The 15056-nt window shown below is 58.5% G+C and carries 15 protein-coding genes and 1 pseudogene; 10 read left to right on the forward strand and 6 right to left on the reverse strand.

Features of this window, described 5'->3' with window-relative positions:
- Positions 1 to 57 precede the first annotated feature (57 nt).
- Both KP808_RS11230 and KP808_RS11235 read right to left on the reverse strand, forming a co-directional pair.
- Positions 58 to 897, reverse strand: a complete 840-nt coding sequence (locus KP808_RS11230) for a TIGR03915 family putative DNA repair protein (RefSeq protein WP_230018448.1) — start codon at positions 895 to 897, stop codon at positions 58 to 60.
- Entirely contained in the window at positions 894 to 2114 is a 1221-nt protein-coding gene (locus KP808_RS11235) for a putative DNA modification/repair radical SAM protein (RefSeq protein WP_122258445.1), read from the reverse strand. Before KP808_RS11235 ends, KP808_RS11230 begins: the two co-directional genes overlap by 4 nt.
- A 213-nt stretch (positions 2115 to 2327) precedes the next feature.
- On the opposite strand from KP808_RS11235, the gene KP808_RS25915 reads away from it, so the two are divergent.
- Genes KP808_RS25915 through KP808_RS11250 form a run of 4 tightly spaced genes read left to right on the forward strand, consistent with a single transcriptional unit; the run spans position 2328 to position 4976 of the window.
- Positions 2328 to 2456 carry a hypothetical protein gene (locus tag KP808_RS25915; protein ID WP_002553552.1) on the forward strand — a complete coding sequence of 43 codons (129 nt, stop codon included), beginning with the start codon at positions 2328 to 2330 and terminating at the stop codon, positions 2454 to 2456.
- Positions 2453 to 3202: a zinc ABC transporter ATP-binding protein AztA gene (aztA, locus tag KP808_RS11240; RefSeq protein WP_005733071.1), complete on the forward strand. Its 750-nt coding sequence runs from the start codon at positions 2453 to 2455 to the stop codon at positions 3200 to 3202. The genes KP808_RS25915 and aztA overlap by 4 nt, the downstream gene beginning before the upstream one ends.
- Positions 3199 to 4068, forward strand: coding sequence for a metal ABC transporter permease (locus KP808_RS11245; RefSeq protein ID WP_002553554.1), 870 nt, complete (start codon positions 3199 to 3201; stop codon positions 4066 to 4068). Before aztA ends, KP808_RS11245 begins: the two co-directional genes overlap by 4 nt.
- 11 nt (positions 4069 to 4079) lie before the next feature.
- The gene (locus tag KP808_RS11250; protein ID WP_058407520.1) at positions 4080 to 4976 is read left to right on the forward strand and encodes a metal ABC transporter substrate-binding protein; all 897 of its coding nucleotides are present in this window, start codon (positions 4080 to 4082) and stop codon (positions 4974 to 4976) included.
- A 57-nt stretch (positions 4977 to 5033) separates the two neighbouring features.
- On the opposite strand, the gene KP808_RS11255 is transcribed toward KP808_RS11250, so the two are convergent.
- Positions 5034 to 6182 (reverse strand): aldose epimerase family protein, encoded by a 1149-nt coding sequence (locus tag KP808_RS11255; RefSeq protein WP_230018450.1) that lies wholly within the window; start codon positions 6180 to 6182, stop codon positions 5034 to 5036.
- Positions 6183 to 6443: 261 nt separating this feature from the next.
- Here KP808_RS11255 and KP808_RS11260 point away from each other — a divergent pair, with 261 nt between their 5' ends.
- From KP808_RS11260 to araH, 4 genes are all read left to right on the forward strand, one after another.
- Positions 6444 to 7316, forward strand: a complete 873-nt coding sequence (locus tag KP808_RS11260) for an SMP-30/gluconolactonase/LRE family protein (RefSeq protein ID WP_230018452.1) — start codon at positions 6444 to 6446, stop codon at positions 7314 to 7316.
- A gap of 186 nt (positions 7317 to 7502) precedes the next feature.
- Positions 7503 to 8516 (forward strand): substrate-binding domain-containing protein, encoded by a 1014-nt coding sequence (locus KP808_RS11265; RefSeq protein ID WP_003410036.1) that lies wholly within the window; start codon positions 7503 to 7505, stop codon positions 8514 to 8516.
- Positions 8517 to 8571: 55 nt separating this feature from the next.
- Positions 8572 to 10095: an L-arabinose ABC transporter ATP-binding protein AraG gene (gene araG, locus KP808_RS11270; protein WP_002553558.1), complete on the forward strand. Its 1524-nt coding sequence runs from the start codon at positions 8572 to 8574 to the stop codon at positions 10093 to 10095.
- A gap of 41 nt (positions 10096 to 10136) precedes the next feature.
- Complete coding sequence (araH, locus tag KP808_RS11275; RefSeq protein WP_004664988.1) at positions 10137 to 11102, forward strand: L-arabinose ABC transporter permease AraH; 966 nt, start codon at positions 10137 to 10139, stop codon at positions 11100 to 11102.
- Positions 11103 to 11287: 185 nt separating this feature from the next.
- Here the strand turns inward: araH and KP808_RS11280 are convergent, their stop codons facing one another.
- Positions 11288 to 11530 (reverse strand): hypothetical protein, encoded by a 243-nt coding sequence (locus KP808_RS11280; RefSeq protein WP_057403681.1) that lies wholly within the window; start codon positions 11528 to 11530, stop codon positions 11288 to 11290.
- A gap of 264 nt (positions 11531 to 11794) precedes the next feature.
- Positions 11795 to 12007, reverse strand: a pseudogene (locus KP808_RS11285) (ATP-binding protein); the annotation flags it as partial.
- A 6-nt stretch (positions 12008 to 12013) separates the two neighbouring features.
- On the opposite strand from KP808_RS11285, the gene KP808_RS11290 reads away from it, so the two are divergent.
- Complete coding sequence (locus tag KP808_RS11290) at positions 12014 to 12589, forward strand: nitroreductase family protein (RefSeq protein ID WP_230018453.1); 576 nt, start codon at positions 12014 to 12016, stop codon at positions 12587 to 12589.
- A 44-nt stretch (positions 12590 to 12633) separates the two neighbouring features.
- Here the strand turns inward: KP808_RS11290 and KP808_RS11295 are convergent, their stop codons facing one another.
- Positions 12634 to 13950, reverse strand: coding sequence for an APC family permease (locus tag KP808_RS11295; protein ID WP_230018455.1), 1317 nt, complete (start codon positions 13948 to 13950; stop codon positions 12634 to 12636).
- A 198-nt stretch (positions 13951 to 14148) separates the two neighbouring features.
- Between KP808_RS11295 and KP808_RS11300 the strand changes: the two genes are divergently transcribed.
- Entirely contained in the window at positions 14149 to 15042 is an 894-nt protein-coding gene (locus KP808_RS11300; RefSeq protein WP_230018457.1) for a CAP domain-containing protein, read from the forward strand.
- Positions 15043 to 15056: the final 14 nt, after the last annotated feature.

Genomic DNA, 15056 nt, shown 5'->3' on the forward strand with positions numbered 1-15056 from the left:
TAAACAACACTTGAAGAGCTCGGAATACCGGGTAACAAGAGCCCGAGAGCGAAAGACTCAATCCCTGTGCGCAATCTTTTTGCCACGTCGGACGGCGATATCGCTGGCCTGGCCGTCGCGTTGTTTGCCAGTCCGGGCCTGGGTGATCAGCGCTGGAATCAAAGGGCCTTCGGGCAGGTTCTTCCAGAAGCGCGAAGGGAAGTGGCCTTCCATGACTTTGGGGTTCAGACGTGCAGGGTTGAAGATGTGACTGTAATAGGTGAGCCACAACTCGCCATGCGGGTCTTCGACCTGCCGGGCCATGGTCTGCCACGCTTCAGGGCAGCGGCGCTCGTGGATCAGCTGTTTGCCGTCGTAATACACGCCGTCCTGGGGAGTCGCGATCATCCAGCGGTGCTGGCCCATGCGGCCGATGAAATGCTCACTGGCACTGAGCAGAATATCGTGCGCTGGCTCATGCCAGGCCACGTAATGCGGGCGCATGATGGCCGCGTCATCAGTGACAGGCGGCAAGGCGACAAAGCGTAGAAATGCGTGCAGATGATGCGCCTCACGTCTGACCGACTTGAGACGACGGTGCAGCTCGCTGCCAAGCTTGTCGCCAGCCATCATGGCCGTGCGATCACCGTGGGTGACGCGCCACAGTACTTCGTACAACAGGCTCCAGCGCTGATCGCCCCGGTAGCGCGAGGCGCTTTCCAGCAGTTGCACCAATTCCAGTGGAACCCTCGCCTGAAAGGGGCCATGTTCCCGCGGGTACTCTTCTTCGCTGCCAAACAGGTCGGCGGCATCCGGTGACTTCCAGCTGACCTGGCTGGGGTCGATTTCATGGCTCAGCAGCCAGCGTGCCTGTTGCCGCCAGGTGCCGAACAGGTCGTCGCAGTCCAGGCAGATCATCCCCACAACCCCATTTGCTGAGGCTGCGGCCTGTCACGCAACTGGTGATGCAGAAATTCGCTGGTGGTTTCCGCATGCGGCGGATGGTAATCGCTGGTAATAATAAACGGCTTGGCCTTGGCCAGTATGCAGCGCATGCGGGTGAGGTCTTCATAGCGGATACGCCGTTGCCTGCGCAGCTCGACCAGCCGCTGTGTGGTACGAATGCCGATGCCTGGCACCCGGGCAATCAGCGCCGCGTCGGCCTTGTTCAGGTCCAGCGGAAACACCTGTCGGTTGCCCAGCGCCCAGGCCAGCTTGGGGTCGATGTCCAGCGCCAGGTCGCCGGGGCCGTTGAGCAATTCGCCTGCAGTAAAACCGTAGCCACGCAAAAGGAAGTCGGCCTGATACAGCCGGTGTTCGCGCATCAGCGGCGGTGCAGCCAATGGCACACTGTTGGGGCTGTTGGGGATCGGGCTGAACGCTGAGTAGTAGACCCGGCGCAGTTTGAAATTGCTGTACAGCGACTGCGCGCTGTGCAGGATGGTGCTGTCGTCGGTAGCATCGGCACCGACGATCATTTGCGTACTTTGCCCGGCCGGGGCAAAGCGCGGCGACCGCGGTTCGTTGCGCACGGTCTGCTCGCCGGTGTAAATGGTCTGCATGGCCTGCTTGATCGACGCGACGTCTTTTTCCGGTGCGAGGGTCTGCAGGCTCAGGTCGGTCGGCAGCTCGATATTGACGCTAAGGCGGTCGGCATAGCGACCCGCTTTTTCGATCAGCGCCGGATCGGCGTCGGGGATGGTCTTGAGGTGGATATAACCGCGAAACTCGTGCACTTCGCGCAACAGCCGGGCGACCTCGACCAGTTGCTCCATGGTGTAATCCGCAGAGCGGATGATCCCGGAACTCAAAAACAGCCCACTGACGCAATTGCGACGGTAGAAGTCCAGCGTCAGGGTGACCACTTCTTCGGGTGTGAAGCGCGCACGAGGCACGTCGCTGGAGCGGCGGTTGACGCAGTATTGGCAGTCGTAAAAGCAGAAATTGGTCAACAGGATTTTCAGCAGCGACACGCAACGCCCATCCGGCGTATAGCTATGGCAGATGCCCATGCCGTTGGTGGAACCCAGCCCGGATTTGTCCTGCGAGCTGCGCTTGGGTGCTCCACTGCTGGCGCACGACGCATCGTACTTGGCGGCGTCCGCCAGAATGCTGAGCTTGTCGATAAGCTGCATGAAGTGCCCCTTTACTGTTTGCATGTACAGTATAGGGTCGGGTGCAGCTCGACAAGTACCGTACAGCGGGCCTGCACGTATCGCTATGGGTTAACGATTTTCAGCGAGGGTGAAGGTTTGTCCGGACGGGCGCACTCAAGGATGAATGTTATTTAATAACATTTACGTGATCGGTATGTAATACTGTAACAAATAGTTGCAGGTTACTTTCGCGTGAAAACTCCTTTTGCCTCGATAGCAGGCTCCGTGCTGGCCCAATCGGCCTGGAAGCGGGTCCTGTTTTCTCTTGCGGTGCTGATATTGCTCTGGCTGGCCATCGGCTGGTCGGTGGCCATTCCATGAGTGCAGCCATTGCTCTGGAAAACCTTACTGTGGCCTATGAGCGCCGCCCGGCGGTGCACCACATCAGCGGGCGTTTCGAGGCGGGCAGCCTGACGGCCATCGTCGGCCCGAACGGGGCGGGTAAATCGACCTTGATCAAGGCCATCGCCGGCACCATGAAGCCCGCTCAGGGGCGCGTCGACCGTGGCCGCCTGGCGACCCGCACGATAGGCTACTTACCCCAGGCCGCAGAAATCGATCGCAGTTTTCCGCTGAGCGTTGCCGATACCGTTTCGATGGGGGCCTGGCACAGCATCGGGCCGTTTCGCAGCCTGACACGCAATCATGCACGACTGACCGGGGAAGCGCTGAGCACGGTCGGCCTGGAGGGCTTTGAAGGGCGCAGCGTCGGTTCGTTGTCATCCGGCCAGTTCCAGCGGGTGCTGTTTGCCCGACTGCTGCTACAGGATGCTTCGGTGATTCTGCTGGACGAGCCATTTACCGCCATCGACGCACGCACCACCCGTGATCTTCTGGAACTGGTGCGCGCCTGGCACGGGCAGGGACGCACAGTGATCGCGGTCCTGCACGATATCGAACAGGTGCGTCAGCACTTTCCGCAAACCCTGCTGATGGCCCGTGAAGCCATTGCCTGGGGTGAAACCTCGCAAGTGCTCAGTGCCGCCAACCTGCGCAAGGCGCGCAACATGGCCGAGTACTGGAGCCCGGACGCCTTGCTGTGTGATAGTGAGGACGAGCGCTCATGATGCTCTATAGCCTGGTCGTCGAGCCTTTTATCGAATTCGGTTTCATGCGCCGCGCGCTGGTGGCGTGCCTGGCGCTGGGGATCGGTTCCGGGCCGGTGGGCGTGCTGCTGATGCTGCGCCGTATGAGTCTGGTGGGCGATGCCATGAGCCATGCGGTGCTGCCCGGCGCGGCGGTGGGTTTCATGGTCGCCGGGCTGTCGTTGCCCGCGATGGGCTTCGGCGGGCTGATCGCCGGGCTGGCAGTGGCCTTGCTGTCAGGGCTGGTGAGTCGGTTGACCTCGCTGCGTGAAGACGCCAGCTTTGCCAGCTTTTACCTGACCTCTCTGGCGGCCGGGGTGCTGATCGTTTCGCTGCATGGCTCCAGTGTCGACCTGCTGCATGTACTGTTCGGCACCATTCTGGCCATCGATGACACGGCTATCTACATGGTCGGCAGCATCGCTTCCTTCACGCTGATTCTGTTGGCAGTGATCTATCGCCCATTGGTGCTGGAATGCTTCGATCCGGGCTTCCTGCGTGCGGTCGGCGGACGCGGCTCGCTGTACCACGTGTTGTTCCTGCTGCTGGTGGTGCTGAACCTGGTCGCAGGTTTTCAGGCGCTGGGCACCTTGATGGCCGTGGGCATGATGATGCTGCCGGCAACCGCGGCTCGTTTCTGGACCAACTCGCTGAGTGGCCTGATGGTGATTTCGACACTCCTGGCGACCTTGTCAGGCCTGATCGGCCTGATCGTTTCCTACCACCTTGGCGTCGCCTCGGGCCCGGCCATCGTGCTTACCGCCAGTGCGTTCTACGGCCTTTCCCTGTTGTTCGGGCGCACGGGCATCGTGCGCCGGCTGTTTCCCAAACCTCACCTGGCTAACTGAAAAGGTACGTCATGAAACGATTGATGGTGTTGAGTTCCATAGCTGCACTGGCGCTGTCTGCATTCGCCAGCCTGGCCCAGGCCAAACCGCTGGAAGCCGTCGCGTCGTTCACGGTCATCGCGGACATGGTCAGTACGGTCGGCGGCGACCGTGTTCACGTAAAGTCCCTGATCGGCCCGAACGGCGATCCGCATGTCTACGAGCCAACCCCAGGTGATGCCCAGGCGTTGAAAAATGCCGACCTGGCGTTTGTCAGTGGCCTGCATCTGGAAGGCTGGATGGATCGTCTCATCAAAGCGTCGGGCTACAAGGGCAAGCCGGTAGTGCTCTCTGAAGGGATCAAGACCCGCAGCATGGACGAAGACGGCAAGCGCATTGTCGACCCGCACGCCTGGAACAGCGCCGCCAACGGGGTGATCTATGTGCGTAACATTATCGCCGCGCTGAAGAAAGCCGACCCGGACGGGGCCAGCGAGTATCAGGCCAATGGCGATCGCTACATCGTCGAGCTGCAGCAACTGGACATTTACGCCCGCGATCAGATTCAGTCGATTCCGGCCGCCAAGCGCAAGATCCTCACCTCTCATGACGCGTTCGGCTACTTTGGCGATGCCTATGGCGTAACCTTCCTGTCACCGTTGGGCTTGTCTACCGAATCGGAAGCGTCGGCAGCTGATGTCTCGAAACTGATTCGTCAGATCAAGGCCGAGCATGTCAGTGCCTACTTCTTCGAAAACTCCAGCGACCCGCGTCTGGTCAAGCAGATTGCCGAAGCCAGTGGTGCCCAGCCAGGCGGCGAGTTGTACGTTGAAGCCTTGTCGCCAGCCGATGGCCCTGCGTCGACCTACGCCAAGATGTTCCGTTACAACGTCGACACCCTGACTGCGGCAATGAAGCGCAATCAGTAACCTTGAGAGTCGCCAGCCCCTGGGTTTCAGGGGCTGGGCGACTTTCAACCAACGTCACTAGTTATTGAGAAACTTGAACACGGTGGTCTGGGTATAGGTTTTGCCTGGGTCCAGTCGTGTGCTGGGGAATTTCGGCTGATTGGGCGCATCAGGATAGTGCTGGGTCTCCAGGGTAAAGGCACCCCAGTGCGGGTAGACCTTGCCCGCCTTGCCGTGAATGCTGCCGTCCAGGAAGTTGCCGGTATACAGTTGTACGCCTGGCTCGGTAGTGAACAGCTGCAACCTGCGGCCTGATTGCGGGTCGCTGACCTCGGCGGCCAGTTTCTTCACATCACCCTTAGTGTCGAGTACCCAGTTGAAATCAAAGCCGCCTTGTTTGGGTTCGGCATATTTCAACTGCTGGTGATCCTCCTTGATGTGCTTGCCGAACGCAGTGGGCTTGAGGAAGTCCATCGGCGTGCCCGCGACGGCAGGCAGTTCGCCGGTCGGGATCAGCTTGTCGTTGACCGGTGTGTAGTGCGAAGCGTGCAGGGTGGCGACCTGTTTGAGTACATCACCACTGCCTGCACCCGCCAGGTTGAAATAGCTGTGGTTGGTCAGGTTCAGCACAGTCGGCTTGTCAGTGGTGGCGCGGTAGTCAATCTTCAGCTCGTTTTGCTCATTCAGGCTGTAAGTGACTTCGGTTTTCAATATGCCCGGAAAGCCCATCTCGCCATCCGGCGACATGTAGGTGAGCTTCACGCCGACCGAATCACCGGTCTTGGTTTCTTCTGCCTTCCAGAGTCGTTTATCAAAACCCTGAGTGCCGCCGTGCAGGGCATTGGTCTTGTCGTTGAGCGGGACCTGGTAGGTCTTGCCATCCAGGCTGAACTTGCCGCCTGCCAGACGGTTGCCGAATCGGCCGATGGTCGCGCCGAAGTAAACCGTGCCGTTGTTCTGGTAGCCCTGAACATCGTCGAAGCCCAGGACGATGTCCTCGACCTTTCCGGCCTTGTCAGGTACCAGCAGCGACTGCAGCGTCGCGCCGTAGGTGATGATGCTGGCCTGCACGCCGTGACTGTTGCGCAGGGTGAATTTCTCGACGGCAGTGCCGTCGGGCAGTTGGCCGAAAGTGCTGTGTTCGCTGGAGAGTGCCGCGGCCTGTGCAGTCAAGGTGCTGATCATCAAGGACAGTCCAAGGGTGCTGAGGAGAGCATGTGTTTTCATCTGATCTGCCTGCTTTTATTGTTATTGGTAAGACTATTTGATCGGATTAAAGCCGATGCATGGATTTATAGCCTATAAAATGCCACTTGAAAAATAAATTGTAATACTATTTAGTAGTGCCAGCTTCACTGAGGCGCGGTGCCCGTGGCGGTCGATCCGCTGGGTGCCTGCGAAACAGGTCGACTGGGCACGCAGGTTGGACAAGACTGCGACGCAAACATCCAAAAAGTGCCTTTACAACAATAACAAAGGACATTTTTCATGAACTGGTTGCCCGTTTCCGAGCACCGTTTCAAGCTGGCCGAGGGCTCCTTCTGGGACGCCGCAGAGCAGGCCTTGTACTGGGTCGACATTGCCGGTTTTCTGGCTTGTCGGCTGGTTGCCGGGGAGTATCGCCAATGGCGCATGCCCGAGCCGGTCTCTGCGTTTATACCGACCGAGCAGGGCGACGCACTGGTGACTCTGGCCAGCGGTGTGTATCGCCTTGACCTCAAATCCGAAAAAACCTCACTGGCGTTGTTCTGCGTGGCAGACCCGACCCCTGGCAATCGCGCCAACGAGGCCCGTTGCGACGCGCGCGGCCGCCTGTGGCTGGGCAGCATGCAAAACAATATCGATGCCGAAGGCAAAGACGTACCTTTGGTCCGTCGTTCAGGCGGGCTGTTCCGGGTTGAACCCGACGCCCGCGTGACGCGTTTGCTGGACGGGCAGGGCATCGTCAATACCCTGCTGTGGAATACCGACGGCAGCGTGCTGTACAGCGCCGATACCCTCGACGAAGTGATCTACCAATACCCTGTGCTGGAAGATGGTTTGCTGGGACCACGTCAGGTATGGGCGGCCGAGCAGAGCCAGGGTTCGCCCGACGGCTCGGCAATGGATGCCGAAGGTTATGTCTGGAATGCGCGCTGGGCAGGCAGTTGCCTGATCCGCTTTGCCCCCGACGGCAGTGTCGACCGGGTTATCGAGCTGCCCGTCAGCCATCCCACCAGTTGCGTGTTCGGTGGTCCTGACCTGGAGACGCTGTATGTCACCAGTGCAGCGCCTGCCGATGCTCATGGGCGGTTCGATGGCGCGGTGCTGATGGCGCAGGTCGGCGTCAAAGGAACGCTGTGTCAGCGCTTCAGCGGTTGAAAAAAGTGCAGCGCTGTCGCCTTTTCTGCAGCGGCGTCGCGATGGGAAATGCAGGAGTGACATTCGGTTACATAGCGGTCATTCATTATATGGTATGACTATTTAATCGGTTCTCGAACGCCTATGCGTTTGCAACCGCCACCTCGCTGAACGCTGTAGCTATTCAATAAAAATAAGGAGTTAGCTATGTTGAGTCGTCACGGGATTCGTTCCCTGTGCTGTGCCGCCGTCACCACCGCCATTCTGGGCATGAGTGGCATCACCTCCGCTGCTGATGAAGTCAAAATCGGCTTTCTGGTCAAGCAGGCTGAAGAGCCTTGGTTCCAGACCGAATGGGCATTTGCTGAAAAGGCAGGCAAGGAGCATGGTTTTACCGTGCTCAAGATTGCCGTGCCAGACGGTGAAAAGACTCTTTCCGCTATCGACAGCCTGGCCGCCAACGGTGCCAAGGGCTTTGTGATCTGCCCGCCTGATGTCTCTCTGGGCCCTGCAATCGTGGCCAAGGCCAAGGCGCTCGGTTTGAAAGTCATGGCCGTGGACGATCGTTTTGTCGACGCCAAAGGCAACTTCATGGAGGACGTGCCATATCTGGGCATGGCAGCCTTTGAAGTGGGCCAGAAGCAAGGTGCCGCCATGGCCACCGAAGCGAAGAACCGCAAGTGGGATGAGGGCGGGTGGAAAGGCACCTACGCGATCATCAACACTTACAACGAGCTGGACACCGGCAAGAAACGCACTGACGGTTCGGTGAAGGCGCTTGAAGAGGCCGGTTTGCCAAAAGATCACATCCTGTTCACCGCGCAGAAAACCCTTGATGTACCAGGCAGCATGGATGCCACCAACTCGGCGCTGCCAAAACTGCCGGGCGATGCGAAAAACCTGATCATCGGCGGCATGAACGACAACACTGTGCTGGGTGGCGTACGCGCGACGGCGAGTAATGGTTTCAGCGCGAAAAACGTTATCGGGATCGGCATCAACGGCACCGATGCCATTGATGAACTGAAGAAAAAAGAGAGTGGCTTCTTTGGCTCCATGCTGCCAAGCCCGGACAAGGAAGGCTACAACACCGCGCTGTATATGTATAAGTGGGTCACCGAGGGCGTCGAACCGCCTAAATATACCGCTATGGACGATGTGACACTGATCACCCGCGCCAACTTCCAGGAAGTATTGACCAAGATCGGTCTGTGGAAGTGAGTTGACTGAGGGGCCTGATTTTCAGGCCCCTCACACGTGCGAGGAGGTTGGTTTCATGCAACAGGCTATCGAGCAAACATCCATAAACGGTGCCTTGCGCTTCAACGGTATCGGCAAGGTTTTCCCCGGCGTAAAGGCGCTTTCGGATATCAGTTTCGAAGCGCGCCCCGGCAGTGTTCACGCCTTGATGGGCGAGAACGGTGCCGGTAAATCCACGCTGCTGAAAATCCTCGGCGGCTCTTATCAGCCCAATAGCGGCACCTTGCAGATCGGTGAGCAGAGCTACCAGTTCAAATCCACCGCCGAGAGCATTGCGGCGGGTGTGGCGGTGATTCACCAGGAATTGCATCTGGTCCCGGAAATGACTGTCGCCGAGAACCTGCTGCTTGGGCACATGCCCAATCGTTTCGGTTTGATCAATCGTGGCGCGATGTACCGTCGGGCAGGCGAGCTGCTCAAAGGCCTGGCTGACGAAATCGACCCGCGCACTCGCCTGGGTGATCTTTCACTGGGCCAGCGGCAGTTGGTGGAAATCGCCAAGGCCATGTCACGCAATGCGCACGTCATCGCTTTTGACGAACCCACCAGCAGCCTGTCGGCACGTGAAATTGACCGGTTGATGGCGATCATCGTGCGGCTGCGCGACGAGGGGCGGGTGATTCTTTACGTGTCTCATCGCATGGAAGAAATCTTCCGTGTCTGTGATGCCGTAACGGTATTCAAGGACGGTCGGTTTGTAAAAACCTTCGAGCAGATGGCCGATCTGGATCATGACCGGCTGGTGACCTGCATGGTCGGCCGGGATATTCAGGACATCTACAACTACCGTCCGCGTCAGCATCAAGGGCCTAGCCTGCGAGTGACCGGGTTACTGGGGCCGGGGCTGCACGAACCGGTGAGTTTTGCCGTAGAGAAGGGCGAAGTGCTGGGTTTCTTCGGGCTGGTGGGCGCCGGGCGTACCGAGCTGTTCCGTCTGCTGTCGGGTCTGACACGCAGCACGGCAGGCACGTTGCAGCTGGACGGCAAGCCATTGACGCTCAAGTCCCCGCGTGACTCGATCGAAGCGGGCATTCTGCTCTGCCCGGAGGACCGCAAAAAGGAAGGTATCGTGCCGCTGTCCAGCGTCGCGGAGAACATCAACATCGGTGCACGGCCCCGGCATGTAAATCTTGGCTGCCTGATCCAGGGCCGCTGGGAGCGCGACAACGCGCGCAGCCAGATCAAGTCGATGAACGTCAAGACACCATCGCCCGAGCAACAGATCATGTTCCTCTCTGGCGGCAATCAGCAGAAGGCGATTCTCGGTCGCTGGCTGTCGATGCCGATGAAGGTCCTGTTGCTGGACGAGCCCACCCGCGGGATAGACGTCGGTGCCAAGTCCGAGATCTACGAGATCATTCACAACCTGGCCGCCGACGGGATTGCGGTCATCGTGGTGTCCAGTGACCTGATGGAAGTCATGGGTATTTCCGACCGCATTCTGGTGATGAGCGAAGGCGCGATCACCGGTGAACTCAACCGCGATGAGGCTGATGAATCGCGACTCCTGCAATTGGCTCTGCCTCGTACGCGCAGCTGATAACCGGTCCCCTGACCATGAACAATAAGAAAGAGGTGCATATGTCTACCGAATCCAGCCTGCAGGCTCCCCGTCAGGGCATGAACCTGCGTCGTTTTGCCGATGACTGGGTGATGCTCCTGGCTGCCGTGGGAATCTTCCTGCTGTGCGCCGTGTTCATCGACAACTTCATGTCACCGCTGAACATGCGGGGGCTAGGCCTTGCGATTTCCACTGTAGGCATTGCTGCCTGCACCATGCTCTTTTGCCTGGCGTCCGGGCACTTCGACCTGTCGGTCGGTTCGGTGCTGGCCTGTTCCGGGGTGATCGCCGGGATTGTTATCCGCGACACCGACAGCGTGTTTCTCGGTGTTTCTGCCGCGCTAGCGCTGGGGCTGGTGGTTGGCCTGATCAATGGCATCGTGATTGCCAAGCTGCGCATCAATGCCCTGATCACGACTCTGGCGACCATGCAGATCGTGCGCGGCCTTGCGTATATCTTCTCCAACGGCAAGGCCGTCGGCGTCTCCAACGAGGATTTCTTCATCTTCGGCAACGGCCAGATATATGGCGTGCCAGTGCCGATCCTGATCACCATCGCCTGCTTCATATTCTTCGGCTGGTTGCTTAACTACACCACCTACGGGCGCAACACCATGGCCATCGGCGGCAACCAGGAAGCTGCGTTGCTGGCGGGTGTGCATGTCGATCGCACCAAGATCATCATCTTCGCGGTTCACGGGCTTGTCGGGGCACTGGCTGGCGTGGTTCTGGCTTCGCGTATGACCTCGGGGCAGCCAATGATCGGTCAGGGTTTCGAGCTGACCATCATCTCGGCTTGCGTACTGGGCGGTGTTTCGCTGAGCGGCGGCATCGGCATGATCCGCCATGTAATCGCTGGTGTGTTGATTCTGGCGATCATCGAGAATGCAATGAACCTGAAGAATATCGATACGTTCTACCAATACGTGATTCGCGGCACGATTCTGTTGCTGGCGGTGATCATCGACCGACTGAAACGTCGCTGAACCTGTTGGCCGCTGTTATGGCATTGCTGTTTAGTCGCGAGGGCATGAGCGACATGGATGGAGATGCAAGTAGCGGCTGAGTTCAGGGGGCTGATCACTTGCAGAGTGGACAGGTAACAACGGTATTGTTCTATAACAGTGCAGCCGCAAAGTGACTACTTTGCGGCTGTTTTTAACCGGTGCTTTTAGCCGCGAGGCGGGCAAGGGAGGCCGGTATCGTCACAGGCGTTGTTGATACGGAAGCCGTTTTTCAGCCTCGTCGCTACTTGCAGTGGTGCAGATGTGGTGCGAGTGGCTTCAGTCTTGCCGGCCTCTTGCACGAGCGCGTGTTTGCCATCGACAGCTGGTGCGGTTTGTATACCGGTGGCGGCAAATGCCGTGCCCTGCAGGCCGATGATTGCAATGGTTGTCACAACGAGAGCTTTCAATGCGGACTTTGCTGTTACTCGGTTCATGATGTTTTCTCTGCGTGGCTTAATGATGGGGTGGCTACAAATAACTGCATTAAAGTTGCTGAATAGCAGGTTGTTGGCCACGTGAATAATGTCTATTTTTTTTATGACGGTAAGGCTGTTTTTTTGCCTGTGAAAAAAATTTAACTTAGCGTGCTTATTAATAGTGTCGCACCGTTAATCTCATGATGTTTCTCATGCCATTCATGACGCTGAAGTTATAGAGGCTTGCTGTCGAATTTACCGGTACTGCACTAGCCGAGTCCGGAAATCCAGCTCCGCTCTGGTGCCTAGCGTCGGCATCGACTCCAGGGTCAGCGTCCACCGAAATCGTTCGCAGATGCGCCGCACCAGAAAAAGCCCCAGGCCTTTCCCGGTGCCCGCTCTGGTCGAGTTTCTCAGCAGAGACAGGTAGTGGAGGGACGCCTGCGCAGTGTCGAAGCCCCCTCCAGCGGGAACATGCAGCCTTATCAACTGCACTGGGTTCGCGATCCTGGGCTCAGAGCGAATTTGGCGGTTGCTTGTAACGGCCAGAAAGCTGCGGCATCAGCGGCCGAGCTCATCGTGATCGTGGCGAGTCCTGCGCTGGGGTTGCGTACAGCCAACGCACGACTTGACCACGTTGAAAGTTCGTCTGTGTTGGGAACAGATTCGAAGGCCTACTACCGCAAACAGATAGGTATGTTTCAGAAGGTTCTCGGAGTGGGATCTTCTTTCTTGTGGTCGCCGATTGTTGCGCTTGCAGCGCTGATCCGACCGACCCTCTCGCTACTCCCCATCGGCCATATCGGCGGTCGGCAATGGGCGGCACGCAATGCCATCTTTGCAGCTCAAACCATCATGCTTGGCGCAGCTGCGAAGGGCATCGATACGTGCCCGATGGAAGGGTTTTCAGGCGCGAAAGTTGCCAAACTTCTCAAGCTGCCACGTGGTGCCGTCATACCGCTGGTTATCGCTCTTGGCTATCGAGCAGACGACGCGAGAATCGAAGAGCGGTGGCGCAATTCGATTTCAGACATTGTCGTTACACACTGAAGTAGAGCCTGAATCACGCGCGTGGCATGCATCACAAATGCCGTTCAGCGCGGGTGTGAAACCAGCACTGAGCTGCCTAGCCGGGTGAGCCCATAAAGCGCGGCTCCGACAGCGAGCATCATGCCGGCACGCAGCCAGGTTTCAGGGCCTTGCTGGGTCAGCAAAAGCAGGCAGGAAAGGATCGCCAATACCGGAATCACCCAGTGAACCTGAAAATGGCCGGCGTCGACCTTGTCGCGCTTGAGCACCAGAACCGCAATATTGACGCTGAGAAACACGAACAGCAGCAACAGCACCACGGTTTCAGCGAGCGTAGTCAGGGTGCTGGTAAACGACAGTGCGATGGCAACCACTGTGGTTGCGAAAATGGCCACGCCGGGTGTGCGCCGTTGAGGCAGAACCGAGCCCATCACAGCGGGCAACAGCCCTTCACGAGCCATCCCGAAGGTCAGTCTGCTGGCCATGATCATGGTCAGCAGTGCGCCATTGGCAACCGCAATCAGCGCGATCACCGCGAACCATGGGGCAGGTATCCCCAGCCCCGACGCACTGACCACGTCCATCAACGGGGCCTGCGAAGCCTTCAACTGTTCGACGGGCAGCACCATGGCCGCGCCCACGCCGACCAGCATGTAAACCACGCCTGCAATAAGCAAGGCACCAAACAGCGCCCGTGGATAAACCCTGCGCACATCCTTGATCTCTTCGGCCAGGTTGGCAGACGTCTCGAAGCCCACAAATGAATAAAATGCCAGCAACGATGCGGCAAGAATCGCGGTGGCCGGTGAGTTCGTGTCCAGTTCGAATACACGTTGCGGCACACCATTGCCCTGACTGACGAACCAGACTGCGGCCGCAATCACCATCGCCAGCCCGCTCAACTCAATCAGGGTCATGACCAGATTGGCCGACAACGACTCCTTGATGCCACGCGCATTCAACAGCGCGACAATCACCAGAAAACCCACACATACCCACTGCGCGGGCCAGCTTACCAACGCCTGGAAGTAGTCGCCGGCAAACGCGACTGCCAGCCCGGCAGCACTGGTGACGCCTGCCGCCACCATGGAAAAGCCGACCAGAAACGACAGCAGCGGTTTGCCGAAGGCTTTTTCGGCATACACCGCTGCACCGCCCGCACGAGGGTATTTGGTCACCAGTTCCGCATAGGACGCAGCGGTCAGCAAGGCGAAGCACAGGGCAATCAGCAGGGGTGCCCAGATGGCTCCGCCGACACGTCCGGCGATAGTGCCTGCCAACGCATAGACGCCAGCCCCCAGCACGTCACCGAGGATGAACAGTGTCAGCATCGGCGCCGTGATTGCCCGGCGCAGCGATGGAGTTTCGGGAGGAGTGGCCATGGTGAAAGAATCCTTTCTCGGCAGGTACAAGAGGTGTGTAAGGGAAGATCGTCAGGGCGAGGGTAAATTCAACGTGATCGCAAAAGGCCCGGATCAGCGGTGTTTTTTGCCCGAACAGGTATTTGAATAACCCCTGCATTTGAAAATGCAGCATGAACCAAGAGGTTTTTTCAGGGTCTTATTCGGGCCTTGAAATTCATGGCATGCCTTTTACTTTTCGAGTCTGTCTTCATGCCTGAATCGCACCGTTATTTCTGGCGCATGTGCCTGTACTTCGTGCCTCTGCTGCCCATGTACGCCAGCCATGCCAGTGCCAGTGACGAGCGACAGCTGGTCCAGGCCATCAACGATTTTCGTGGGCAACCTCAGCGCTGCGAAGCACGGATGACAAAAATCTCCAGAGCGCTGACGCTCAACGCCAGCGTAGCGTTGCCGATCAATTTCGCTGGAAGTTCACGCGATGCGCTCAAGGCATCCGGTTATCAGGCGGTCACCGTCCGGACCATACGACTTGCTGGCGCGCAGAGCGCCGGTGAAGCGTTCGGCATGCTCGAAAAACGCTATTGCGGCGCTTTGCTTGACCCGCAATACGCCGACATCGGTATCACTCGCGAGCGGGGCGATTGGCGTGTGGTATTGGCAAAACCGTTGATCGACGAAAGCCTGGAAGATGCACGTTCGGCGGGCCGCATACTTCTGGCGCAGGTCAATGCCGCGCGTGCCAAGCCGCGCATGTGTGGCAAGCAGCCGTTTCCTTCGGCCAGACCGCTGAGCTGGAACACGACCCTGGAAATGGCTGCACAGGGGCACAGCCAGTCGATGGCCAGTGAGAATTACTTCACGCATCGCGGCTTTGATAACGACTCACCGGCAGATCGCGCCCGTGCAGCGGGTTACGGCGGACGGCAGATCGGTGAAAACATCGCAGCAGGGCAGAGCACCGTCAGCAAGGCAATGGCCAGCTGGCTGGCCAGCCCGGGACATTGCGCCAACCTGATGAACCCGATGTTTACCGAGGTCGGCGCGGCCTACGCGACGGCTACCAACGCGGATTACGGTGTGTACTGGACAATGCTGTTCGGCGCTCCCTGATCAACCGAAAAGCC

The sequence above is a fragment of the Pseudomonas savastanoi genome, from assembly GCF_020917325.1.
GTDB classification, from domain to species: domain Bacteria; phylum Pseudomonadota; class Gammaproteobacteria; order Pseudomonadales; family Pseudomonadaceae; genus Aquipseudomonas; species Aquipseudomonas amygdali.